The organism is Nonomuraea sp. NPDC049419 (assembly GCF_040676995.1).
In the GTDB taxonomy this organism is placed as follows: Bacteria; Actinomycetota; Actinomycetes; order Streptosporangiales; family Streptosporangiaceae; genus Nonomuraea; species Nonomuraea salmonea.
Genome location: NZ_JBFAQB010000002.1, coordinates 537,852 through 560,822, shown reverse-complemented (window position 1 = coordinate 560,822; position 22,971 = coordinate 537,852). Strand labels below are relative to the sequence as shown.

Genomic DNA, 22,971 nt, shown 5'->3' with positions numbered 1-22,971 from the left:
CACCCCCCTCTGGGCCGGGTCCGCTGAGCAAGCGGTCGGCTGCCATGTTCCCGCCCCCATCTCGCCTCATCCGTCACGTGCGTTCTCACGCTACTTGCAGATTATGGAGGATCGTCACGATATCGGCGGCAAATGCACAAGGGAAGGTGACATTGTCTGACAACAATCCTGACGTGCAGAAATATCGGAATTAAAATGGATCACTTACCCAAAGCGGACAGCGCTTGGAGGGCGCTCGTGAACGCCTCCACCGGCGGCTCCACCAGGCCGGCACCCACCTGACCGGTGCCCGCGACCCGGCCCGCGATCCCCGTGTTGACCACCGGCAGCAGCCCCGTCCGCGCCACCAGCGCCACGTCGATCCCCACCGGCGTGCCGCGGAAGCCGAGGCCGGGAATCTGGTAGGCGGGATGCTCGGCCAGCGTGATCTCGTACATCGACCGGGTGGCCTTCACCGCGTCCGCCACCTCGCCGCCCACGAACCGCACGATCGCCGGCGCCGCCGCCATCGCGAAACCGCCGAGCCCCGACGTCTCCGTGATCGTCGAGTCGCCGATGTCCGGGTTCGCGTCGTCCGGCCCGTACGCGCCCAGATAAAGCCCGTGCGGCACCCCGGCGGGCCCGGTGAACCAGCGCCCGCCCAGCCCCGACACCTGCACCCCGAAGTCGGTGCCGTTGCGCGCCATCGCCACCACCAGCGACGAGCCCGGCACGTCGCGCGCCGCGTCGGTGCTGACCTTGGCCGCGGCCATGCCCGCGTTCAGGAAGAAGTGGTCGTTGCCGTTGATGAAGCGCAGCACCTCCGCCGCGTCGCCCGGCGCCGCCTCCACGATCGCGGGAGCCAGCTCGCGCAGCAGCAGCGAGGTGGCCGCGCGGTTGCGGTTGTGCAGCTCGTCGCCCATCTGCAGGGCCTGCGCGATCAGCGCGCGCAGGTCGATCGGCCCCGTACGCTCCAGCGCCCCCGCCAGCGCCGGGCCGAGCACCTGGTCCATCCAGCGCAGCCGGTCGAGCACCTCGGGCCCGTACGCGCCGTACCGCAGCACCTTGCCCAGGCCCTCGTTCAGCGAGCAGTACGCGGTGCCGCCGTGCTCGGCGTCGTGCACCTCGAACAACCACATCGACGGGCTCACCACGCCCGCCATCGGCCCCACCGCGCCGTGCTCGTGGCAGGGGCGCAGCTCGACCGCGCCCGCCGCCAGCCGGTCGGCGGCGTCCTCCTCGTCGGCGGCCAGGCTCTCCAGCAGCATCGCGCCGATCAGCGCGCCGCGCATCGGGCCCGACGCCCGTTCCCACGTGATGGGCGGGCCCGCGTGCAGGAACACGCCGGGTTCGAGGATCTCCGAGGCCCGCCGCACGCCCACCAGGTGCGGCCTGGCCGCCGTCAGCCGGCCGACGGCCACCGCGTTGGCCTCCTGCCTGCGCGGATCGGCCAGCACCCGGGCCAGCGCCTGCTCGGTGCCGGGCAACGGCGGGCGCCAGGCGACCGGAACCGTCGCCACGGCCTGCTCCCGCAGCGCCTCGTCGAGCAGCCCGGCCCCGACGGTGATCACGCGGGGCGGCCCGTCGAGCAGGCCGGGCACGGTCTCGGGCTGAACGGTCACATCAGGCTCCTGGCAGGGCGAACGGCCTGGGCGATCAAAGCGAACTCCCGCCTGGTCACATCAGGCTCCTGGCGTGGCGGGCGGCCTGGGCGTTGGAGACGAAGACCGACGCGCCCGCCTCGCGGAACGCGGCGGCCTGCCGGTGCAGGTCCTGCGGATCGCTCTCCGAGCCGATCAGGGCGATCACCACCGTGGCCGGCGTACGGGCGATCGCGGGGGCCAGCGCGGCGGCCGGGTCGGGGTCGGCGCCGTGGCCGAGCACGACGTCCATGAGCACCACGTCCGTCTCCACAGCCCGGGACAAGGCCTCGACGCGCAGGGTCGGGTCGATCATCGGGTGGGCGCGGCCCCTGGTGTAGGCGTCGTCGCCGAAGTCCACGAAGTCGCCTGACCCGGCCAGCAGGGCGGACTCGGCGCACAGCGTGCCGCCGGCGTACAGGCCCTTGAGCGCCTTGGCGGCCGGACGCGAACCAGGCGCGGCCGGCCAGGACGGCCACTCGGGGACGGCCCTTCCGAGCACCCGCAGCACCTGCTCCGCCGCCGTGGTCAGATCGCCGCCGGACGTGCCGAGCAGGGCGTGCACCACGGGGGTGCGCAGCCGTTCCGCCGCCACCTCGCGCGCCACCCCAGGGGACGGCGGCTTGGAGACCAGCACGATCAGCTCGGTGGCCGGGTCGTCGTCCAGCATGCGCAGGGCGCGCCGCGTGGACAGGCCGCCCACCTCGGCCGACAGGTCCCTGCCGCCCACCCCGAGCACGTGGCTGACCCCCACGCCCGCCCAGTCGAGCAGCGACGTCACCTGCTGCGCCCCGGTGCCCGACGCGGCCACCACGCCGACGGGGCCGGGCGACAGCACGTTCGCGAAGCCGAGCCCGGCGCCGCCGATCGCGGCGGTGCCGCAGTCGGGGCCCATGACCAGCACGTCCTTCGCCTCGGCCAGCTCCTTCAGCCGCCGCTCCTGCTCGACCGTGACGCCGTCGCTGAAGATCATGACGGGCAGGCCGGCCTCGACGGCGTCCAGGGCCTCGAAGAAGGCGTACTCGCCGGGCGTCGAGACCAGCACCAGGTTCGCCGCGTCGCGGGCGGCGGCCGAACGGGTGGTCAGCGGCGGCTGCTCCGCCGCCGAGGACTCGGCCCCGTGCGTGCTCGCGAGCAGCCGATCGGCCTCCGCCACGGCCGCGCCCGCGTCCTCGGCGCGTACCGCGATCAGCAGGTCGGACGGCCCCGCCGGCGGCACGTCGAAGCCCATGTCGCGCAGGATCGAGACGTTGAGGTCGGTGCCCATCGCGACCATCGCGGCCGTCACGCCGGGCAGCTTCGACAACGCCCGGCTGACCCGCATGAGCGTCACCGAGTCGTGGTACGCCCCCCGCCGCGCCAGCACCAGCGGCTCGCTCATCCGGCCGCCCCCAGCGACAGCACGGTACGCGCGCCGATCGCGACGCCCTGGGCGAGGTCGCTGCCCGAGGTGTGGCCGAGCCGGTGCAGGCGGCGCAGCGCCGGCGGTAGCGCCTGACGCCCGGCCAGGCCGCGCAGCACGCCGAGCACCTCGGGGCTGGCCTCGCCCCTGGCCGCGCAGTGCAGGAGGGTCGCGGAGATCGGCGTCGTACGGGTGCGGGCGTCGTACGTCACGGTCGCCGCCAGCCAGTCGGCCAGCCACACGGCTCGCCCGGCGCCGGCGGCCCTGCCGAGATGCCGCAGCGCCACCAGCAGCCCCGCCAGCACGTCGTCCCCGCTCGGCGTGAGCCCCGGGCCCAGCCCGACCAGCCGCTCCGCCGCCGTCACCGCGCCCAGCAGCCATCCCTTCACGCAACTTTCCGCGAGCAGCTCCACCGAGGCGTCACCGGCCAGCCCCGCGCCAGGCGGCTCGGTCAGCTCGTCCACGGCCCGCGCCAGCAGGTCCCTGTCCACCGCGCCGAGCGGCGGCGCGGGATCCCACCACCGGCGTACGGTCAGGCTCAGCGGGCCCAGCTCGATCGCCCGGTCGCCCACCGCCGCGTCGTCACCCACCGTGAGGTGCGGCAGCGGGGCGGCCAGCAGCACGGAGTTGGGCAGCCGGCTGGCCTCGCCCGTGATCACCGCGATCACCGACGGCTCCACCTCGGTCCTGACCTCCAGATACACGCCCTGAGGGAACGCCGCGAGCACCCGCGCGGGACGCCGCTGCGCCTCCAGCACCGCGCGCACCGCCGTGCTGGCCGCACCCGTGACGTGCACGCGGGTACGCCGCGCATGAGTACTGACGGTCACCGGACCTCCCAACCGACCTTGGACCTGACCGTAGAACGGCCGATGAACCCTCCGTACGGGTAAATTTGCCAACAGTCAGCGCGATGGTTGGCTCTTCCTGACAGACGGTCCCCGGGGTCACAATCGCTTCGTGACTCCTCCGCTCCGTGAAGGGAGCGGCTTCTCGCTAAGCCGCTTCCGCAGCCTGGCGAAGGGCAAGCCCTGCCCTGAGGATGTTGATGGCCGCGTTGACGTCGGCGTGCGCGGCATGTCCGCACGCCGTGCAGGCGAACGCGGCCTGGGTGAGGCGGTTGTCCTTCGCGCAGTGCCCGCATCGGGCACACGTGCGAGAGGTGCCGGCGGGGTTCCCCGCGATCAGCTCTCGACCGGCGCTTTCAGCCTTGTACGCGAGGACCGTCAGGAACACCCCCCAGCCCGCGTCCAGAATGCTGCGATTCAAGCCGGACTTCTGCGCGACGTTGCAGCCGGGAGAGGCGATCGTGCCGGACGCACTGCGGGTCATGTTCCTGATACGCAGGTCCTCGTGCACGATCACGTCGTAGCCGCGGACCAGCACGAGCGCCGCCTTGTGCGCGTGGTCCAGCCGCTGGCGGCGGACCTTGCCGTGCAGGGCGGCCACCCGTGCGACGGCCTTACGGCGGCGCTTGGACCCGCGTTTCCTGCCGGCCAGGTCGCGCTGAGCGTCTGCGAGTCGATCAGCGGTCGCGGCCAAGTGGCCGGCGGGCACGTCGTCGCACGACAGGATCACATACCAGCGCGAGCCTTCCCGCTTGGCGCTGATGGTCTTGACCCGGCCCCGGATCGGGCGGTGCTGGTGGACGCGGACGTGCCCGGCGCCCTGGAGCCGGACGTAGGTCGCGGTGGGGTGCCCGGGCTGGGAGTCCCACCGGCAGCCATCCCCGTCCTTCGGCCACTGCACGCTGTCGAACCGGCCCTGGCCCTTGAACCGGGGGAAGCCTGGCGTGCGCCCGGCCTTGACGCGGTCGAAGAACGCGCGGAACGCCCTGTCCAGGCGGCGCAGCGTGGCCTGCTGGGAGGAGAACGACCACCGGCCCTGCCCACCGGGATCGTCGGCACGGGTGTGCTTCAACTCGGCCGACCGGTCACCGTACCGGACGCTCACCCCGACCTTGGCGTAGGCGGTGCGGCGGTGCTCAAGGGCGGCGTTGTACAGCGCGCGGTGATCCTCCAAGCACGCGGCGAGCGCGGTGGCCTGCTTGACCGTGGGGCGCAGCAGGAACGTGAACGACCTACGCACCGCACCACCCTTGGACGGCCGCTCGTCCTGCGTCTGGAGGAAGCGCTGCACCGTCCCGGCCGGCACCGCGCCGGCCGTGGCCACGAAGCAGGACCGCGACCACAGCGCGGGCGACCAGGACCGCGAATGACCGAACTCGGCACGGAGGTAGTGGGAGGTGAACCCCTTGAACTGGCCGACCACGTACGACGGCGAATTCTTCGGGCAGGGCTTAAGGAACAGGCGCACCTGGCCGGGCATCACCCCAAGCGCCACGATCTCCCAGCCGCGCTCGCCGGCCTCAGCGCGGATCAACTCCTCCAGGCGGTCTTCCACCCAGCCGCCGAGGACCGGGCTGCGGTACTTCGGGCACCACACCACGGGGTACCCGAGGTCGTACCCGGCGCCCGGGGAAGTGCGCACCTGCAGAGTCACACGATCGTGTAACAGCGCTGTCCAGCTCATGCGCGACGAAACGGAGAACTCTCATGTGCAGACCAGGCAGGTCACTGCACGCGCGGGCCTTGACGGCCCTCCTGCTCCCGCTTCCCCCGTCGCCTGAAGGCGCCGGTCCCTTCGGGAGAGTATGATGCAGCGTCCCGTCCGTCTCGCCAGCACCGGCACGATCATCCACGGCGTGTCCGTCGGAGAGGTGCTCGGCGTGTCCACCCTCGCCGGCGCGCGGCTGATCGCGGGGGAGAGCGGGCTCGGCCGCATCGTGCAGCGGCTCAACGTGATGGAGGTGCCCGACATCCTCGCCTGGGTCAAACCGCACGAGCTGCTGCTGACCACCGGCTACCCGCTGCGCAACACGCCCCAGTCGCTCGGCCGGCTGGTCGCCGACCTCGACGAGCGGGGGCTGGCCGCGCTGGCCATCAAGCTCGGCCGCTACGTCGACGAGCTGCCCGACGAGATGGTCGAGCAGGCCGACCGGCTCGGCTTCCCGCTCATCCTGCTGCCCAACGACGTCGGCTTCGACGACATCCTCAACCAGGTGCTGACCGACATACTCAACCGGCAGGCCGCCGTGCTCGCCCGCGCCGAGGAGGCGCACCGGGCGCTCGTCCAGGTGGTGCTGGCCGGGGGCGGGCTCAACGAGGTCACCGCCGAGGTGGCCCAGCTGCTCGACGTGTCGGTGGCGGCCGTCGACGGCACGGGCCGCGTCCTCGCCACGGCCGGGCCGGCCGAGCACGTGGCCGTCCTGCGCGAGTCGATCGCCCACGAGGGCCCGCCCGCCGCACCTTCGCCCGGCCTGGTGCGTTCGTTCGCGGCCGTGCCCGTGCTGGCCGGCGGGCACCACCACGGCCGCATCGTGGCCTACAGCCCGTCGGGCGCGATCAGGGACAGCGACGTCGGCATACTCGAACGCGCCGCCACCGTCGCCGCGCTCGTCGTCACCCGGCAGGAGGCGGTCAACGCCGTCGAGAGCAAATACCGCGCCGACTTCCTGCGCGACGTGCTCACCGGGCGGGCCGGCACCGCCGAGCGGGTCACCTCGAGGGCGCGCGCCTTCGGCTGGAACCTCGCCAGGCCCGTCACCGTGCTCGTCGCCGAGCTCGACCCCGACGGCGACGAGCGCAGCGCCCAGGACCGGCTCGTCGCCTGCTGGACCGCCGCCATCAGGCGGCACGACCCGCAGGGCGCGGTCGCCGGGTTCTCCCACGAGGTCGTGGCCGTGGTGGACGCCTCGCTCGACGCCGCCAGAGTCGCCAAGGACGCCGCGTCCGCCTTCGCCGACATGCCGCCCGCGACCTTTTCCACCGGCACCTCACGGCCGAGCCCCGGGGCGGAGACGCTGCCCGAGGCGTACGCGCAGGCGCTGAAGGCGGCCCGCGTCGGACGCCAGCTGCACGGGCCCGGCGCGGTCGCGCACTTCGATCAGCTCGGCGTCTACCGGCTGCTGTCGCTGGTCAACGACACCGACGAGCTGCACGCGTTCGTCCGCGAGACGCTCGGCCCGCTCGCCTCCGACGACGACGCCGAGAACGCCGACCTGCGCCGCACCCTCCAGGTGCTCCTGGAGACCAACCTCAACGTCGCCGAGACCGCGCGCCGGCTGCACTTCCACTACAACACGCTGCGCTACCGCATCGGCAAGCTCGAACGCCTGCTCGGCAACTTCACCGACGACCCCCACCTGCGGCTCAACCTCACGCTGGCGCTGCACGTGCTGCGCATGCGCGGCATCTGAGCTGCATCTAGGCTGGTCGCTCGTGGACTTCGAACTGCGCTCCGACTACATCCCGCTGTGCGACCTGCTGAAATACTGCGGCATCACCGAGACGGGCGGCATGGCCAAACAGCTCGTCGCCGAGGGCATGGTGATGGTGGACGGCGAGGTTGAGCTGCGCAAACGCGCCAAGATCCGATCGGGCCAGGTGGTCAGCGGCGAGGGGTTCTCGATCCGCGTGGAGTAGCGCGGCGGACGTTCACGAAAAGTCATCACGTCATTACGTACTGTTTACTAGCATCAGTCCCGCAAAAAGAAACGGCCCCCTGGCGGGGGCCGTAAGACCCGGGAACTGAGTGCCGGGCGATCTGACTCCATGCTAGGAGATAGTGGCAGTGCGTGACAAGCCGAACGGCACAGGCGGGCGCGTAGGCGTCTACGTCGATGGATTCAACCTGTACTACGGGCTCAAGGGCATGAGCCACCACCGCGACCTCTGGCTGGATCTCGCCGGCCTCGCTCGCGACCTGCTGCGCGACGGGCAGTCGCTGGAGCGGGTCCGCTACTTCACCGCCATCGTCCGCAACGACCGGCAGGCCGCGGCGCGCCAGCGCGTCTATCTGGCCGCCGTCCAGAGCCAGGGCGTCGAGGTGGTGCTCGGCCGCTTCCAGGAGAAGTACAACCGGTGCCGCCAGTGCGGCATGGTGTGGCGGTCGTATGAGGAGAAGAAGACCGACGCCGCCATCGCCAGCTCCATGGTGGCGGACGCGGCGCTCGGCGTCGTGGACGTCGTGCTGCTGGTCTCCGCCGACACCGACCTCTGCGCCCCCATCGAGAAGATCAGGGCGATCGACGAGCGGCGCGGGCACAAGACCAGGATCGTCAGCGTGTTCCCCCCGGGGAAGGGCGCCGACGGGCTGCGCAGGTGCAGCGACGCCTGGTTGCCGCTCGGGCAGGCCCTGATCCGCCGGTGGCAGCTCCCCGAGGTGGTGTGCGGGCCGGACGGGATCGAATATCGGCGCCCGGCGTACTGGAATTAGGGGGCACCCTCTATTGTGCTCTGCGACATAACTCGTGGTCGTACCCGCTGGTCAGGCGGGAGATTGAGGTGCGGGCGTGGCGTTGGGGTGGAAGGTGCACGGCGATGGGAAGCGCCTGACGCCGGGTGAGGTGGTCAAGCCGGACGAGCGGCTGAGCTGGCCCAGGATGGTGGGCATCGGCGCGCAGCACGTCATCGCGATGTTCGGCGCGACGTTCGTGTTCCCGCTGGTCATGGGGCTGGACGCGAACCTGGCGGTGATGATGTCCGGGGTCGCGACGATTCTCTTCCTGCTCATCGTGAAGGGCAAGATCCCGAGCTACGTGGGGTCGAGCGCGTCGTTCGTCGGCGCGGTCGTCGCGATCAGGGCGGCGGGCGGCGGCGACGCGACCGTCACGGGGGCGCTGCTGGCGGTCGGGGTGGTGCTGGCCGTCTGCGGCTACGCGATCCACAAGCTGGGCGTCGGAGTCCTGCACCGGGTGTTCCCGCCCATCGTCACCGGCGGCGTGGTCATGCTCATCGGGTTCGGCATGGCGTACGTGGCGGCCGACGTCTACTGGCCGAAGGACCCCTGGGTGGCGCTGCTGACGATGGCGGCGACGTTCGTGTTCATCGGCGTGTTCCGCGGCTTCCTCGGCCGGATCGGGGTGCTGCTGGGCCTGGTGTTCGGGTTCCTGCTGTCGTGGGGCTGGGACGTCGTCGGCGGGAAGATCACCGCACCCGACGACAGCGGCCAGGTCACCGAGCACTTCCGGGTCAACCTCGACGCGGTCGCGCAGGCCGACTGGGTGGGCCTGCCGTCGTTCCACGGGCCGGTGTTCGAGGCGTCGGCGATCGTGCTGGTGCTGCCGGTGGTGATCGCGCTCATCGCGGAGAACGTCGGGCACGTCAAGGCCGTGGGCGAGATGACCGGCACGGACGTGGACGCCTACATGGGCCGCGCGGTGATGGCCGACGGCGTCGGCACGGTGGTGGCGACGGCGGTCGGCGGGCCGGCGACGACCACGTACGCGGAGAACATCGGCGTCATGGCGGCCACCAAGGTCTACTCGACGGCCGCGTACTACATCGCGGCGGTGATCGCGATCCTGTTCGGCCTGTGCCCCAAGTTCGGCGCGCTCATCGCGGCCACGCCCGGCGGCGTGCTGGGCGGCGTGACGACCATCCTGTACGGCATGATCGGCCTGCTGGGCGCCAAGATCTGGATCGAGAACCGGGTGAACCTGTCGGACCCGGGCAACCTGGTGCCCACGGGCGCGGGCATCATCTGCGCGATCGGCCCGGTCGCGTTCCCGATCACCGACACGTTCGCGCTGAGCGGCATCGCGCTCGGCACGATCGTCCTGCTGCTCGGCTACCACCTGCTGCGCGCCGTCCGGCGTGAGGAGCCCGCGGCCTCATAGCCCCGCACTCACTGGACATCCCTCAGATGACACCCCTCACGGGGCGGGTCTGCTCATGTGCGCGAGGTTGGCTCTGGTCGGCGGGTCAGATTTGGCAGATCATGCCCGTGTGAGCGCGTGCCGTCGGGCCTAATGTGCCCGCAACGGTACGTGACGCCGGCCCAGCGCCCAGTACAAGAGGGGCTTGCCATGGTTGTGGGATGGACCAAACACGGTGACGGCAGGCATCTGGCCCCCGGCGAGGTGGTCAGGCCGGACGAGCGGCTGAGCTGGCCCAGGATGGTGGGGTTCGGGGCACAGCACGTGATCGCGATGTTCGGGGCGACGTTCGTCTTCCCGCTGGTGATGGGGCTCGACCCCAACGTCGCGGTGATGATGTCGGGCGTCGCGACGATCCTGTTCCTGCTGATCGTCAAGGGAAAGGTGCCCAGCTACCTGGGCACCAGCGCGTCGTTCGTCGGCGGTGTGTTCGCCATCAGGGCGGCGGCGGGCGGCGACACCGCGGGCGCCGACGCGATCGTGACGGGCGCGATCCTGGTGGCCGGGTTCGTGCTGGCGCTGGCCGGGCTGGCGATCCACTTCCTCGGCGTGGACATCATCCACAAGATCTTCCCGCCGGTGGTGACCGGCGCGGTGGTGATGCTCATCGGGTTCGGGCTGGCGTTCGTGGTCGCGGACGTCTACTGGCCGCAGGACCACTGGGTGGCGCTCATCACGATGCTCATCACGTTCGTGGTGATCGTCCTGTTCAAGGGGTTCATCGGGCGGATCGGGGTGCTGATCGGGCTGGTGTCCGGGTTCGTGCTGTCGTGGCTGCTCGACCTGACGGCGGGGCCCGTCACGTCGGTCCTGCCCGGCGCGAACCTGCGCGACGCGGCGGGCGCCGCCTGCCCGGTCGAGGGCACGTACTGCGTGGCCACGGCGTTCCCGCACGACCGGGTGAGCTTCGACGCGGTGGCGGCGGCGCCCTGGTTCGGGCTGCCGAACTTCCACGCCCCCGACTTCAGGACCTCGGCGGTGCTCCTGGTGCTGCCGGCCGTGATCGCGTTGATCGCGGAGAACATCGGGCACGTCAAGGCCGTGGGGGAGATGACGGGCACGGACGTCGACCCGTACGTGGGCCGCGCCGTGACGGCCGACGGCGTCGCGACCGTGGTCACCAGCGCGGTGGGCGGCTCGCCGACCACGACGTACGCGGAGAACATCGGCGTCATGGCGGCCACCAAGGTCTATTCGACGGCCGCCTACTACATCGCCGGCATCATCGCGATCGCGTTCGGGCTGTGCCCGAAGTTCGGCGCGCTGGTCGCGGCCACGCCGGGCGGCGTGCTGGGCGGCGTCACGGTCATCCTGTACGGCATGATCGGCCTGCTCGGCGCGAAGATCTGGATCGAGAACCGGGTGAACTTCGCCGATCCCGTGAACATGGTTCCGATCGGGGCGGGCATGATCCTGGCCATCGGACCTGTGCAGCACGCCATCGGAGGCGACTTCACCCTGGAGGGCATCGCGCTCGGCACGATCGTGGTGCTGGGCGGCTACCACCTGCTGCGCGCCATCGCGGGACGCAGCCAGGAGCCCGCACGGAGCGAGGCTTGAAGCCGCCGCCCTTCGCCTACCACGCCCCCCGCGACCTCGGCGCGGCGTTGCGGACGCTGGCCGAGGTGGGGGCCGAGGGCGGCAAGGTGCTGGCGGGCGGGCAGAGCCTGATCCCCATGCTGAACATGCGGCTGGCCGCTCCCGGCCACCTGGTGGACATCAACCGGGTGGCGGGGCTCGACGGCCTGGAGGTGACGCCGGAGGGCGTCCGGGTGGGAGCGCTGGTCCGGCACTCCGACGCCGAGCGGGCGGGCGCGCACCCGCTGCTGACGCAGGCGCTCAGGCTGGTCGCCCACCCCGTGATCAGGAATCGCGGCACGGTGGTGGGCAGCCTCGTGCACGCCGATCCGGCGGCCGAGCTGCCCGCGGTGCTGGCGGTGCTGGGCGGTCACGTGCGGCTGGCCCGATGGGACGGCGGCCCGGAAGGTGGCGCGGAAGGTGGCGCGGTGGTGACGCGTGACGTGCCCGCCGCCGAGTTCTTCCTCGGGCCCATGGAGTCGGCGGCGCGGCCCGGCGAGCTGGCCGTCTCGGCGTTCTTCCCCGCGGTGGAGGAGGGCGTGGGGGTGGCGTTCCGCGAGGTGGCGCGGCGGCACGGCGACTACGCGCTGGCCGGGGTGTGCGCGCTGGTCACGCCGGACGGGTGGGCGCGGGTGGCGTGCATCGGGGTCGGGCCCGTGCCGGTCGTCGTGGAGCTCGACGGGCTCGCGGGGGCGGCCGGCGCCGTACGCGCCGCGACCGATCCGGACGACGACCTGCACGCCACCGCCGCCTACCGGCGGCACCTGGTGGGTGTCCTGGCCGAACGGGCGCTGCACGACGCGGCGCGGGAGGGGGCGGCGGCCCATGGGCCATGAGACCACCCGGTACGAAGCCACGAGCCACGAAACAACGAGCCACGAAACAACGAGCCACGAAACAACGAGCCACGAAACAACGAGCCACGAAACAACGAGCCGCGAGAACATGAGCCGCGAGAACGCGCTCCACGAGATCACGCTGGTCGTGAACGGGACAGCCAGGCGGGCGCGCCTGCCCGCGCGGCGGTTGCTGTCCGACTGCCTGCGGCACGACCTGGGCCTGACCGGGACGCACGTCGGCTGCGAGCACGGCGTCTGCGGCTGCTGCACGGTGCTGCTCGACGGCCGCCCGGTGCGCTCGTGCCTGACGTTCGCGGTGACCGTGGACGGCGCCGAGCTGACCACCGTGGAGGGCCTGGCAGGGGAGGACGGGCGGCTGTCGGCGGTGCAGCGGGCCTTCGCCGAGTGCCACGGCCTGCAGTGCGGCTTCTGCACCCCGGGCTTCCTGTGCACGGTGACGGCGCTGCTGCGCGACAACCCGGCGCCGACGGACGAGGAGGTGGTCGAGGGCATCTCGGGCAACCTGTGCCGCTGCACCGGCTACCAGAACATCGTCAAGGCCGTCCACCGGGCCGCCGAGCTGCTGGCGGAGGAGGCATGACGACGCGGTGGCTCGGGGAGCCGGTGGCGCGCAGGGAGGACCCGCGGCTGCTCACCGGCCAGGGCCGCTACCTCGACGACCTCGGGCAGGACGCGCTGGCGGCGGCGTTCGTGCGCTCGCCGCACGCGCACGCCCGCATCCGCGACATCGACGTCTCGGCGGCGCTCGACGTGGAGGGGCTGGTCGCCATCTACGCCTGGGAGGACCTGCCGGAACGCGTCGGACGGCCGCTGCCGCTGCTCATCCCGCACCCGGCGCTCACCCACGGCCGCACCGCCTACCCGCTGGCCAGGGACGTCGTCAGGCACGTCGGCGAGCCCGTGGTCATGGTGGTGGCCGCCGACCGCTACGCCGCCGAGGACGCCTGCGCGCTCATCGAGGTCGACTACGAGCCGCTGAAGCCCGTGGTCGGCCTGGCGGAGGCCGTGCAGGGGGCGCAGCTCGTGCACGAGGACGTGCCCGGCAACGTCGGCGCCCACCTCGTCCAGGAGGTCCCGGCCACCGACGGCCGAGGCGCAGAAGAGGCGATCGAGGGCGCGCCGCACATCCTGTCCTTCCGGCTCGACATCGAACGCAGCGCCAGCATGCCGCTGGAGGGCCGCGGCGTGTACGCCCGCTGGGACGGCCGCGACCTGCGCGTCTACTCCAGCACCCAGACCTCGACCAGCGTCAGGATGGCCGTGGCCGCCGCGCTCGGCCTGCCGCTGCCGCAGGTCGAGGTGATCGCGCCCGACGTGGGCGGCGGCTTCGGCGTGAAGATCGTGCACCCGTGGCCGGAGGAGATCCTGGTGCCGTGGGCGGCCATGACGCTGAACCGCGAGATCAAGTGGGCCGAGGACCGCCGCGAGCACTTCGTGTCGTCGGCGCACGAGCGGGCGCAGGTGCAGCACGTGCGGGTCGGGTTCGACGACGACGGGCGCGTGCTGGGCCTCGACGTGAGCATCCTGCACGACCACGGGGCCTACACGCCGTACGGGATCATCGTCCCGATCGTCACCTCGACGCAGCTGCTCGGGCCGTACAAACCGGGGGCGTACCGGGTCGAGTTCACCGCCGTCTACACCAACACCGTGCAGGTCACGCCCTATCGCGGGGCGGGCAGGCCGCAGGGCGTGTTCTGCATGGAGCGCACGCTCGACAAGATCGCGCGGCACCTCGGCAAGGACCGCACGGAGGTACGGGCGGTCAACTTCATCCAGCCCGACGAGTTCCCGTACGACCAGGGGATGACCTTCCAGGACGGCCGGCCGCTCATCTACGACAGCGGGAACTACCCCGAGATGCTCCGCATGATCAAGGAGCTGATCGGCTGGGACTCCTTCGAACGCCGTCCTGGGCGCGGCATCGGCATCGGCTGCTACGTCGAGGGCACCGGCGTGGGCCCGTACGAGGGCGGGCACGTGCAGATCACCTCCGACGGCCGGGTGCACGTCTCCACCGGCCTCACCTCGCAGGGGCAGGGCCACGAGACGGCCTTCGCCCAGATCGCCGCCGCCGAGCTGGGCGTGCCCATCGAGCGGGTCAGCGTGGTCACCGGCGACACCCGCCGTTTCGGGTACGCGGTCGGCACCTTCGCCTCGAGGGCCGCGGTCGTCAGCGGCAACGCCATCGCCCTGGCGTGCAGGAAGGTCCGCGAGAAGGCGCTGCGCATCGCCGCCGACGCCCTGGAGGCCGACCCCGCCGACCTGACCGTCACCGACGGGCTCGTGCACGTCGCCGGCACGCCGTCGGCGTCCATCCCGCTGTCCACGGTGGCCGTGCTCGCCAACCCGCTCAGGTACGCCTTCGACGAGGAGGCCGCCAAGGCCACCCAGTTCTCCGGCGCCGCCGACCCGGACAAGCCGCCCGTCGCCGAGGGCGAGGAGCCCGGCCTGGAGGGGCGCGACTACTACTCGCCGATCCGCTCGACGTTCGCGGCCGGGATGCACGCCGCCGTCGTCGAGACCGACCCCGACACCGCCGAGATCAAGGTCGTCAGGTACGCCGTGGTGCACGACTGCGGGCGGCTCATCAACCCGATGATCGTCGAGGGGCAGATCCACGGCGGCGTCGCCCAGGGCATCGGCGGCGCCCTGTACGAGCGGATGGTCTACGACCAGCACGGCCAGCTGGTGAACGCGTCCTTCATGGACTTCCTCATGCCGTACGCGACCGAGATCCCCCGAGTCGAGACCGGCCACCTGGAGACGCCGTCGCCGCTCAACCCGCTCGGCGTCAAGGGGGCGGGGGAGGCGGGCGTGATCCCGGTGTCGGCGGTCATCGCCTCGGCCGTCGAGGACGCCGAGGGCATCCCGATCGACCGCATGCCGATCTCCCCGTCCGACCTCCACACGCTGCGCACCGCAAGGGGCGGCCGATCCGGGTGAACCGGAGGCGGCGGGGCTGCGTACCCTCGCACATGACGACTTTTCCACGTCTGGCCGCTTTCGCGCTGCTGGCCGGACTGGTCGCCGGCTGCTCCTCAGGAGGCGGCTGGAACGACTACGTCGCAGCAGACGGGGCGGAGCCGGCGAGTCCCAAGCCGATGACCGTCGAGCAGATCTCGGAGAAGGTCGGCTGCAAGCCCAAGATGCAGGTCGAGGCCGACGACATCAGGACCGCGTTCTGCAAGACGGACGCCGGCGAGTTCTTCGTCAACACCTTCAAGACCGAGAAGCTCAAGGACGCCTGGATGAACGAGGCGCCCGAGTACAACCCGCACCTGGTGGGGCCCAAGTGGACGGTGCTCGGGCCGCTGAAGGTGCTGGAGGTGCTCAAGGGCCCGCTCAACGGCGACCTCCACCTGACCGACCACCGCGTCTCCCAGAGCCCCGCCCCCAAGTGACCGGCCACGTGACCGGCGGGTCCTGAACCTGGCCTCCCGCAGGTGCGTACCTCTGCACATGACGACTTTTCCACGTTCGGCCGCTTTCGCGCTGCTGGCCGGACTGGTCGCCGGCTGCTCCTCCGGGAGCGTCGGCGGCTACGTCACGGCGAGCGCGCAGCGGGCCGGCGCCGCCCCCGTCACCGTCGAGCGACTGGCCGCCAAGGTCGGCTGTGCGCCCCGGATGCAGGTGGACGCGCCGGAGATCCGTACCGGCTACTGCAAGACCCCCGACGGCGAGTTCTTCGTCACGACCTTCGCCAGCCAGGCCGGGAAGGACGCCTGGATGGACGCCGCGCCGGAGAAGAACCCGTACCTGGTGGGGCCCAAGTGGACGGTGCTGGCCGGCCGGCAGGTGCTCGACCTGCTGCACGAGCGGCTCGGCGGCGACCTGCACCTGGCGAAGGAGGCGCGGGTCAGCTGGCAGGCACCAGGACCCGCTTCCTGAACACCCAGTACGTCCACCCCTGGTAGACCAGCACGAACGGCAGGGCGATCAGCCCGATCCAGCTCAGCATGGTCAGCGTGTACGGCCCCGACGCCGCCTCGGCCAGCGTGAGCCCCGGCAGCGGGCGCAGCCGCAGCTCCATGAAGACCGCCAGCGTGGTCAGCACGATCGCGCCGGCCGTCGCGCCGAACGCCCATCCCTCCCTGCGCCGCCAGATCAGCGCCGTGGCCGCGGCCAGCGCCGCCATCGCGGCCAGGGCGGGGCCGGTGCCGAGGCCCGACAGGGCGAACACCGCCACCGGCAGCGTCACGCCCGCGGCGGCGAGCGCGGCGGTCCTGGCGCGGCGGCGCACCTGGCCGGTGGTCTTCAGCGCCAGGAACACCGCGCCGTGCAGGACGCAGACGGCCAGCGTGAACGCGCCGCCGAGCAGGGCCGCGAGCAGGCCGCCGAACAGCAGGTGGGCGAAGACCGTGCCCCACAGGAACGCCGGCAGCGCGCTGCCCGCCACGACCGCGAGGTCGCACCAGGCCGGGTTCGCGACCTTGCTCCGCCACTCCAGGCCGAGCCCGCGCAGGATCAGCCCGACCAGGATCAGCGTCACGGGCAGGTAGAACGTGCTGAACACGCCGGCGTACCAGGCGGGGAACGCGGCGAACATGGCGCCGACCGCGGTGATCAGCCACACCTCGTTGCCGTCCCACACCGGGCCGATGGTCTGCAGGCTGGCGCGCTGCTCGGCGGCGTTCCTGCTGACCACCGGGGCCAGCATGCCGACGCCGAAGTCGAAGCCTTCGAGGACGAAGTAGCCGGTCCACAGGAAGGCGATGATGGCGAACCACAACTCGATCACGGGAAGCTCCTCAACTCGTCACATGGGCTCAGTACATGAGCTGCGGTTCGCGCCGCTCGGCCGCGGGCTCGGGAGCGGGCTCCTCGACGCCCTTGCGTACGTGCCTGGCCAGCAGCACGGCCTCGGCCACGGTGAAGACGCCGTACACGAGGGTGAAGATCGCCAGGGAGGTGGCCACCTCGGCCAGTGTCACGCCGGGTGAGACGCTCGCGGCGGTCAGCAGCTCGCCGGCGACCGTCCACGGCTGGCGGCCGATCTCGCTGAGCAGCCAACCGGCGATCACCGCGGCCAGCGGCAGCGGCAGCGCGAGCAGCAGCGCCTTCGACAGCCACGCGGGGAAGCCCCGGCCGCGCCTGGTCAGCCACAGCCCGAGCACCGACAGGCCGACGGTGGCCATGCCGAAGACGATCATCACGCGGAACGACCAGAACACGACGGGGCCGTTGGGGCGGTAGTCGCCGGGGCCGAACTGCTCCTCGAAGCGGCGCTGCAGGTCCTCGGTGCCGGCGACGACGGCGTCGGGGTCGTTGGTGGCGAGGAAGCTCAGCACCTTGGGGATCTCGATGCCGGGGGCGACGCTGAACGCCGCGCCCGCCGTGTCGCGCTCCAGCCCCTCGGCGGCGGCCAGCTTCATCGGCTGCTGCTCGTACATGAGCTTGGCGGACATGTCGCCGGTGCCCGCGACCACCGCGCCCGCGAGCGCGGTCATCAGCAGCGCGGCGCGGGCGGCGCCGCGCCACATGGCGGCGGCCTGCGTGCCGCGCGTGCGCAGCAGCCAGTAGCCGCAGACCGCCAGCACGAAGCCGCCCGCCACCACGAACGCCCCGCCGATCACGTGCGGCACCTGGGCCAGCGCCGTGGAGTTGGTGAGCACCGCCCACAGGTCCGTCATCCTGGCCTTGCCGTCCACGACCTCGTAGCCGACCGGGTGCTTCATCCAGGCGTTGGCGGCGAGGATGAAGTAGGCGGAGATGTTCGAGCCGATGGCCGCCGCCCAGATGCAGGCCAGGTGCGCCTTCTTCGGCAGCCGGTCCCAGCCGAAGATCCACAGGCCGAGGAACGTGGACTCCATGAAGAAGGCCAGCAGCGCCTCCATGGCCAGCGGGGCGCCGAAGACGTCGCCCACGAAGGTGGAGTATTCACTCCAGTTCATCCCGAACTGGAACTCCTGCACGATGCCGGTGACCACGCCCATGGCGAAGTTGATCAGGAACAGCTTGCCGAAGAACTTGGTCAGCTTGAGGTAGTGCTCCTTGCCCGTGCGGTGCCAGGCCGTCTGCAGGCCCGCCACGAAGATCCCGAGACCGATGGTCAGGGGCACGAACAGGAAGTGGTACACGGTGGTCACCCCGAACTGCCACCGCGCCAGGTCTAGTGCGTCCATCATCCCCGCCGAGAAAAGTCGTTGCTCTACAAGCCGTAGTACATCTACTTGCAGTAGTACTACACGTTGTAGAGCAATGGGGTGCGACGTTCGTCACATCCCGTTTGCGCTGGTTGCCGAGCTTCGAGAATGCCCTGCTGGGGCGGGGATGCGCGTCACCCGCGCGACGGATCGTCGCGTACGCCCCGAGGCGGACCTCAGCGCGGGTCGGCGGCGTCCAGGTACGCCTGAAGGTTGCCCAGGGCGTAACCGCGGCGCTTGATCTTCTTCACCAGGATGCGGAAGTCCCTGGCCAGGTTGGGACGGAAGTGCAGGAGCAGGATGTCACCGGGGCGCAGCCGCTTGTCCGGCACCTGGTAGGCGATCTTGCCGCCCGGCTGCACGGTCGCCGTCCACAGGAGTACGGCCCGCACGCCGCAGCTCTTGGCGGCGAGCAGCGTGTCGGTGTTGTAGTTGCCGAACGGCGGGCGGAACAACGCCGGCCGCGTCCCGATCTCCTTCCTGATCAGCTGGGCCGTGCCGCAGATCTCTTTGCGCTGGGCGGCGCGGCCGAGGAGGCGGAGGTTGGGGTGGGTGAGCGTGTGGTTCTCGACGGCCACCCCCGCATCACGCAATTGGCGGAAGTATCCCCACTTGCCGGCGCCGACGTAACGGGCCTCGCCGCCCGCCTGGTCCGGCGTGCCCTCGGCCTCCACCGCGTCCCGCATGGCGAAGGCCGTGACGGGGATGCGCTCGTCGCGGATCTGCTGGACGAAGCCGGGGTCCTGCTCCCAGCCGTCGTCGATGGTGAGGAAGACGACCTTGCGTCTGGTCGGGATGGAGCTGATCACCGGTGGCAGGTCGCCGGTGCGGGTGATCGGGCGTACCTCGCCCTTGCGCGGCCTGACCCCGGGCGGGCCCTGCGGCTTGGCCGGGCTCGGCGTCGCGGACGCCGTGGGCTGATCCTTCGGTGCGGCGGACTCCTTGGGCGCGTCACCCGGGCCGCAGGCGGCCAGCGCCAGGGCGCACACCACGCCCACCGTCACGCCCGCCTTCGCCCACGCCCGCCGCTTCCCGTTCATAGCCACACAATCTTGCCAGGCATGATCGACCGACCGGTCCGCGTCTGGCAGGTGTTGCCCTTAAGCCGGGAGGCTCCGGCTGCTTAGAGTGGCGACATGAACGTGGCGGGCAGTGTCGTGATCGGGGTGGACAGGGACCGGCTGTGGGCGGCGTTCCGCGACCCCGCCGTGCTGGTGCGGACCATCCCTGGGTGCGAGCGGCTGGAGGAGTGCGGTCCTGACACGTACCGGATGACGGTCAACGCGGGCGTGGCCTCCGTCAAGGGCGTCTACCAGGGCGAGGTGGCGCTGTCCGATCCGCTGCCGCCCGAGCGCTTCACGCTCAGGGCGCGCGGGCAGGGCGCGCCCGGCACCGTGGACGCGACCGTGCAGGTCCGGCTCAGCGAGGCCGACGGCGGTACCAGGGTCGACTACGACGCCGAGGCGGTCATCGGCGGCATGATCGGCGGCGTCGGGCAGCGCATGCTGGGCTCGGTGGCCAAGCGCACCGCCCAGGAGTTCTTCACCGCCGTCGAGCAGCACCTGTGCGCCCCGGTCCCGGCCGCCGCGCCCGCGCAGGACGCCGCGCCCCTCACGGACGCCGCGCCCCTCACGGACGCCGCGCCCCTCACGGACGCCGCGCCCCTCACGGACGCGGGGGCCCTCACGGACGCGCGGAGCCTTACGGACGCCGCTCCCGCCGCCGTCTACGAGCGGCCCCGCGCGCCGCGCACCGAGACGCGGCCGTGGGTGATGCTGGCCGCGTTCGGCACCGGCGCCGGCGTGGCGCTGGCCGGCGTGACGCTCGGCTGGCTCCTCGGGCGGGGCACCCGCCACCGCGCCTGACGGCGCCTGCCTCCGGACTCTCGCGGAAAAGGATCTCCCGGCGTAGCGTGGCGAGTATGCGGCAGGCACACGCTGAAGACGCACGTACCGAGGCCAGGCGAGTCGTACGCAATCTGCTCGGCGAGGAGCGGCCCACGGCCGAACGGCTCATCGGCGACGTGCGTCCCTTGCTCGGTGACGAGCGCACCGAGCGCACGCTCGAGCTGGCCCGTGGCGCCCAGCTCACCCGGCGCTCGGCCGAGCTGGCCGCCCTGGCGGCGCTGCTGGTCGGCACTCGCGAGCTGGGCGAGCAGTGGTGGAGCAGGCCGCGCGGCGGGAAGCTGCCGCCCCCCGACGAGGTCGTGCGCACCGCCGTCGCCATCGAGCCGTGGACCGACCTGACCGCCCTGGAGATGCTCGCCGCCTGGATCGCCGACGACGCCGCCGACCAGCTGTGGGGCGCGCCCGTCGCGCAGGTCGACCTCAACTCCTGGCAGGCCGAGGACCGCTTCGCGCTGCCGCTTGGCGTCAAGCCGGGGCAGCGGCTCGTCGTGCACTTCGACGCCGGAGGCAGGCTCGACGCGGTCGTCACCCGGCGCGCCGACGGCGACCTCGGCTCCAACCTCGACTTCCACTCCCTGCGCTACTCCCGGCCCGCCGAGGCGCAGTGGAGCTGGGGGGTCGCGGCCGGGCTCGGGCCGCACCGGCTGCCCGGCGAGGACCCCGACCCCTACGCGCGCGAGGTCTCCGCCTCGGCGGCCGGCATCCTGCGGGCCTGGGCGGTGCGCCACGGCGCCACCCGCGAGCAGCTCGGCGAGCAGTGGCGGACGGTCGGCGACGTGGTGGCCGCCATCGAGCGGGTCGACTGGATGTGGCGCAGCGGCGAGTGGTTCGGCTGGTGGCGGGGAGCGTCGGCGCTGGTGGACGACTCGGCGTACCTGACGTACCGGCTGGAGGAGCTGGCCGCCGGATGAACCAGGAATCAGGCAGGTCCGCAGGCGGTTGTGGACCGACATGAAGGTCGAGATCTTTTCTGATGTCGTGTGCCCCTGGTGTTACATCGGGCACACCAGGTTCGACAGGGCCGCCGAGCGGTTCCGCGCGAGGGGCGGCACCATCGAGGTGACGATGCGCCCGTTCCAGCTCGACCCCGACGCCTCCAGCGACGGCGAGCCGGTGATCCCGGCGATGCAGCGCAAGTTCGGCCCCAACGCGACGCAGATGATCGACCGCGTCGTCGGCGTCGCCGCGGAGGACGGGCTTGAGCTCCGCTACGACCAGGCCATCAGCGCCGGCACGTTCGAGGCGCACCGGCTCATCGAGGTCGCCACCCGGCAGGGGCGCGGCAAGGAGATGGCCGAGCGGCTGTTCGGCGCGTACTTCACCGAGGGCCGCAACGTCGGCGACCCCGCCGTGCTGGCCGAGCTGGCGGCCGACGCGGGCGTCACCGACACCGGCGAGGGGGCCGACGAGGTGCGCGAGCAGCTCGCCAGGGCGCGCTCGCTGGGCATCAGCGGGGTGCCGCTGTTCTTGTTCGAGGGCAAGTACGCCGTGTCGGGCGCACAGCCTGAGGACGCCTTCGCCGCCGCGATCGACGAGGTGGCCGAGCGGACCGGGCAGACCCCGATCACTCAGCTCGCCGCGCCCGCCGACGGTTGCGACGACAGGACCTGCGCGGTCTGACCGCCGAGTGCGGGCCGTGCGCCGTGGCGGGCGACGTGAGAGCCCTCCCCGAGCCGGCCCGCGCGGTGGTGGCGGCGGCAGAGCACCTGATAGCGCACGGGCGCGTCGTCGGTGTCGCCGATGACGACCTGCTCGCCCGTACGCACCATCGTCCCGCCCACGACGCGGGCGTTGAGCTGCCCGGGACGCCCGCACCAGCACAGCACCTCGACCTGGAGCCGCGACACCTCGTCGGCCAGCTCGAACAGCCGCTGCGCGGCGGGGAACATGACCGAGCGGAAGTCCGACGCCAGCCCGAACGCGTAGACGTCCACGCCGTGCTCGTCCACGAGGTCGGCGAGCTGCTCGATCTGCTCGACGGTGTAGAAACAGGCCTCGTCGCAGATGAGGTAGTCGACGCGGTCGTACGCGGTGACCAGCGCGACCAGGTCGAGGTCGTCCTCCACCTCGATCGCCTCGCGGCCGAGCCCGATCCTGCTGGTGACCTGCGGCTCGCCCGAGCGGTCGTGCTTGGTCAGCACCAGGCCCCGCCTGCCCTGCCGCGCGTGGTTGTAGTTCATCTGCAACGCCAGAGTGGACTTCCCGCAGTCCATGGGCCCGAAGTAGAACTTCAGGACGGCATCTCTGGCGCCCGACGGCGCTGGCGACAAGGCAGACAGATCAGTCACGGGCCGTCAGCTTAGTGGCTTGGCTTGTTCCATGACCTCGTGGGACATTTCTCCCCACGAGTTACAGGAGGAAAATCTGTGGTCACCGACAAACCAGCCTCGCTCGACGTCATGATGACGCAGGACGACCTCTCACCGGCCCAAGCCGACGCCACCCGCTGGCGCTATGGTTTCCTCGTCGTCGTGGCGGGCATCGTCGCGGTCCTCGCCGCCTTCGGCGCGGCCGTGTTCGCCAGTGCCGAGTTCGGTGTGCTGTTCGCCGGCGTGGCGGGGGTGATCGGCACCATCATCGGCGCTTATTTCGGAGTTCAGGCGGGCCAGTCGGGGAAGGCCAGGGTCGAGGCGGAACTCGCCAGGTCCCAGGAGATGGTGGTGCGCCTGGCTGCGTACGTCGGCACGGAGAACGCGCCCCGAGTCATCGACGAAGTGCTCGGCCGGCGCCGGAGCTGAGGA

General features: G+C 71.8%; 22 protein-coding genes. 14 read left to right on the top strand and 8 right to left on the bottom strand.

All coding sequences use genetic code 11. The annotated features are described in order from the left end of the window. Positions 1-200: 200 nt before the first annotated feature. The 4 genes from AB0K12_RS07850 to tnpA form a co-directional block, all read right to left on the bottom strand. On the bottom strand, positions 201-1,601 hold the full coding sequence (locus tag AB0K12_RS07850; RefSeq protein WP_364556590.1) for a DUF1116 domain-containing protein: 1,401 nt from the start codon (positions 1,599-1,601) through the stop codon (positions 201-203). Between the two features lie 55 nt (positions 1,602-1,656). Beyond that, positions 1,657-3,000 (bottom strand): FdrA family protein, encoded by a 1,344-nt coding sequence (locus AB0K12_RS07845; RefSeq protein ID WP_364556587.1) that lies wholly within the window; start codon positions 2,998-3,000, stop codon positions 1,657-1,659. After that, positions 2,997-3,851 (bottom strand): DUF2877 domain-containing protein, encoded by an 855-nt coding sequence (locus AB0K12_RS07840; RefSeq protein ID WP_364556585.1) that lies wholly within the window; start codon positions 3,849-3,851, stop codon positions 2,997-2,999. Before AB0K12_RS07840 ends, AB0K12_RS07845 begins: the two co-directional genes overlap by 4 nt. Positions 3,852-4,017: 166 nt before the next feature. After that, positions 4,018-5,511: an IS200/IS605 family transposase gene (tnpA, locus tag AB0K12_RS07835; RefSeq protein WP_364556582.1), complete on the bottom strand. Its 1,494-nt coding sequence runs from the start codon at positions 5,509-5,511 to the stop codon at positions 4,018-4,020. Positions 5,512-5,677: 166 nt separating this feature from the next. Here tnpA and AB0K12_RS07830 point away from each other — a divergent pair, with 166 nt between their 5' ends. From AB0K12_RS07830 to AB0K12_RS07785, 10 genes are all read left to right on the top strand, one after another. Beyond that, on the top strand, positions 5,678-7,279 hold the full coding sequence (locus AB0K12_RS07830) for a PucR family transcriptional regulator ligand-binding domain-containing protein (RefSeq protein ID WP_364557739.1): 1,602 nt from the start codon (positions 5,678-5,680) through the stop codon (positions 7,277-7,279). 22 nt (positions 7,280-7,301) lie between these two features. Then, positions 7,302-7,505, top strand: a complete 204-nt coding sequence (locus tag AB0K12_RS07825; RefSeq protein ID WP_355431188.1) for an RNA-binding S4 domain-containing protein — start codon at positions 7,302-7,304, stop codon at positions 7,503-7,505. A gap of 148 nt (positions 7,506-7,653) precedes the next feature. Beyond that, on the top strand, positions 7,654-8,298 hold the full coding sequence (locus tag AB0K12_RS07820) for an NYN domain-containing protein (protein ID WP_364556578.1): 645 nt from the start codon (positions 7,654-7,656) through the stop codon (positions 8,296-8,298). 76 nt (positions 8,299-8,374) lie between these two features. Then, on the top strand, positions 8,375-9,700 hold the full coding sequence (locus AB0K12_RS07815) for a solute carrier family 23 protein (protein WP_364556575.1): 1,326 nt from the start codon (positions 8,375-8,377) through the stop codon (positions 9,698-9,700). A 189-nt stretch (positions 9,701-9,889) separates the two neighbouring features. Further along, entirely contained in the window at positions 9,890-11,299 is a 1,410-nt protein-coding gene (locus tag AB0K12_RS07810) for a solute carrier family 23 protein (RefSeq protein ID WP_364556573.1), read from the top strand. Then, positions 11,296-12,153 carry an FAD binding domain-containing protein gene (locus AB0K12_RS07805; protein ID WP_364556571.1) on the top strand — a complete coding sequence of 286 codons (858 nt, stop codon included), beginning with the start codon at positions 11,296-11,298 and terminating at the stop codon, positions 12,151-12,153. Before AB0K12_RS07810 ends, AB0K12_RS07805 begins: the two co-directional genes overlap by 4 nt. Positions 12,154-12,262: 109 nt before the next feature. After that, entirely contained in the window at positions 12,263-12,757 is a 495-nt protein-coding gene (locus AB0K12_RS07800) for a (2Fe-2S)-binding protein (protein ID WP_364556569.1), read from the top strand. Further along, on the top strand, positions 12,754-15,123 hold the full coding sequence (gene cutA, locus AB0K12_RS07795) for an aerobic carbon-monoxide dehydrogenase large subunit (RefSeq protein WP_364556568.1): 2,370 nt from the start codon (positions 12,754-12,756) through the stop codon (positions 15,121-15,123). Before AB0K12_RS07800 ends, cutA begins: the two co-directional genes overlap by 4 nt. Before the next feature lie 32 nt (positions 15,124-15,155). Further along, entirely contained in the window at positions 15,156-15,581 is a 426-nt protein-coding gene (locus tag AB0K12_RS07790; RefSeq protein WP_364556566.1) for a hypothetical protein, read from the top strand. Between the two features lie 58 nt (positions 15,582-15,639). Continuing rightward, positions 15,640-16,068, top strand: coding sequence for a hypothetical protein (locus tag AB0K12_RS07785; RefSeq protein ID WP_364556564.1), 429 nt, complete (start codon positions 15,640-15,642; stop codon positions 16,066-16,068). On the opposite strand, the gene cydB is transcribed toward AB0K12_RS07785, so the two are convergent. From cydB to AB0K12_RS07770, 3 genes are all read right to left on the bottom strand, one after another. Next, positions 16,037-16,918, bottom strand: coding sequence for a cytochrome d ubiquinol oxidase subunit II (cydB, locus tag AB0K12_RS07780; RefSeq protein ID WP_364556563.1), 882 nt, complete (start codon positions 16,916-16,918; stop codon positions 16,037-16,039). The two genes, AB0K12_RS07785 and cydB, sit on opposite strands and share 32 nt — an antisense overlap. A gap of 28 nt (positions 16,919-16,946) precedes the next feature. After that, positions 16,947-18,302 carry a cytochrome ubiquinol oxidase subunit I gene (locus AB0K12_RS07775; protein WP_364557736.1) on the bottom strand — a complete coding sequence of 452 codons (1,356 nt, stop codon included), beginning with the start codon at positions 18,300-18,302 and terminating at the stop codon, positions 16,947-16,949. Between the two features lie 197 nt (positions 18,303-18,499). Then, positions 18,500-19,363, bottom strand: a complete 864-nt coding sequence (locus AB0K12_RS07770) for a polysaccharide deacetylase family protein (RefSeq protein ID WP_364556561.1) — start codon at positions 19,361-19,363, stop codon at positions 18,500-18,502. A gap of 96 nt (positions 19,364-19,459) precedes the next feature. On the opposite strand from AB0K12_RS07770, the gene AB0K12_RS07765 reads away from it, so the two are divergent. From AB0K12_RS07765 to AB0K12_RS07755, 3 genes are read left to right on the top strand one after another with little or no spacing between them, the layout of a single operon-like run. Then, the gene (locus AB0K12_RS07765) at positions 19,460-20,188 is read left to right on the top strand and encodes a carbon monoxide dehydrogenase subunit G (RefSeq protein WP_364556559.1); all 729 of its coding nucleotides are present in this window, start codon (positions 19,460-19,462) and stop codon (positions 20,186-20,188) included. Positions 20,189-20,244: 56 nt separating this feature from the next. After that, positions 20,245-21,141, top strand: a complete 897-nt coding sequence (locus AB0K12_RS07760; protein ID WP_364556557.1) for a hypothetical protein — start codon at positions 20,245-20,247, stop codon at positions 21,139-21,141. Between the two features lie 40 nt (positions 21,142-21,181). After that, on the top strand, positions 21,182-21,850 hold the full coding sequence (locus tag AB0K12_RS07755; RefSeq protein WP_364556555.1) for a DsbA family oxidoreductase: 669 nt from the start codon (positions 21,182-21,184) through the stop codon (positions 21,848-21,850). Here the strand turns inward: AB0K12_RS07755 and AB0K12_RS07750 are convergent. Beyond that, positions 21,799-22,518, bottom strand: coding sequence for a thymidine kinase (locus AB0K12_RS07750; protein WP_364556553.1), 720 nt, complete (start codon positions 22,516-22,518; stop codon positions 21,799-21,801). The genes AB0K12_RS07755 and AB0K12_RS07750 overlap by 52 nt on opposite strands. 78 nt (positions 22,519-22,596) lie before the next feature. Here AB0K12_RS07750 and AB0K12_RS07745 point away from each other — a divergent pair, with 78 nt between their 5' ends. Further along, positions 22,597-22,968, top strand: a complete 372-nt coding sequence (locus AB0K12_RS07745; RefSeq protein ID WP_364556552.1) for a hypothetical protein — start codon at positions 22,597-22,599, stop codon at positions 22,966-22,968. The last annotated feature ends 3 nt before the right edge of the window (positions 22,969-22,971 follow it).

Bases quoted from the DNA above. Each gene is read 5' to 3' on its own strand.
- AB0K12_RS07760 (WP_364556557.1), top strand. From the start codon at position 20,245: ATGCGGCAGGCACACGCTGAAGACGCACGTACCGAGGCCAGGCGAGTC.
- AB0K12_RS07755 (WP_364556555.1), top strand. From the start codon at position 21,182: ATGAAGGTCGAGATCTTTTCTGATGTCGTGTGCCCCTGGTGTTACATC.
- cutA (WP_364556568.1), top strand. From the start codon at position 12,754: ATGACGACGCGGTGGCTCGGGGAGCCGGTGGCGCGCAGGGAGGACCCG.
- AB0K12_RS07830 (WP_364557739.1), top strand. From the start codon at position 5,678: ATGCAGCGTCCCGTCCGTCTCGCCAGCACCGGCACGATCATCCACGGC.
- AB0K12_RS07800 (WP_364556569.1), top strand. From the start codon at position 12,263: ATGAGCCGCGAGAACGCGCTCCACGAGATCACGCTGGTCGTGAACGGG.
- AB0K12_RS07785 (WP_364556564.1), top strand. From the start codon at position 15,640: ATGACGACTTTTCCACGTTCGGCCGCTTTCGCGCTGCTGGCCGGACTG.
- AB0K12_RS07775 (WP_364557736.1), bottom strand. From the start codon at position 18,302: ATGGACGCACTAGACCTGGCGCGGTGGCAGTTCGGGGTGACCACCGTG.
- AB0K12_RS07790 (WP_364556566.1), top strand. From the start codon at position 15,156: ATGACGACTTTTCCACGTCTGGCCGCTTTCGCGCTGCTGGCCGGACTG.
- AB0K12_RS07770 (WP_364556561.1), bottom strand. From the start codon at position 19,363: ATGAACGGGAAGCGGCGGGCGTGGGCGAAGGCGGGCGTGACGGTGGGC.
- AB0K12_RS07845 (WP_364556587.1), bottom strand. From the start codon at position 3,000: ATGAGCGAGCCGCTGGTGCTGGCGCGGCGGGGGGCGTACCACGACTCG.
- AB0K12_RS07810 (WP_364556573.1), top strand. From the start codon at position 9,890: ATGGTTGTGGGATGGACCAAACACGGTGACGGCAGGCATCTGGCCCCC.
- AB0K12_RS07765 (WP_364556559.1), top strand. From the start codon at position 19,460: ATGAACGTGGCGGGCAGTGTCGTGATCGGGGTGGACAGGGACCGGCTG.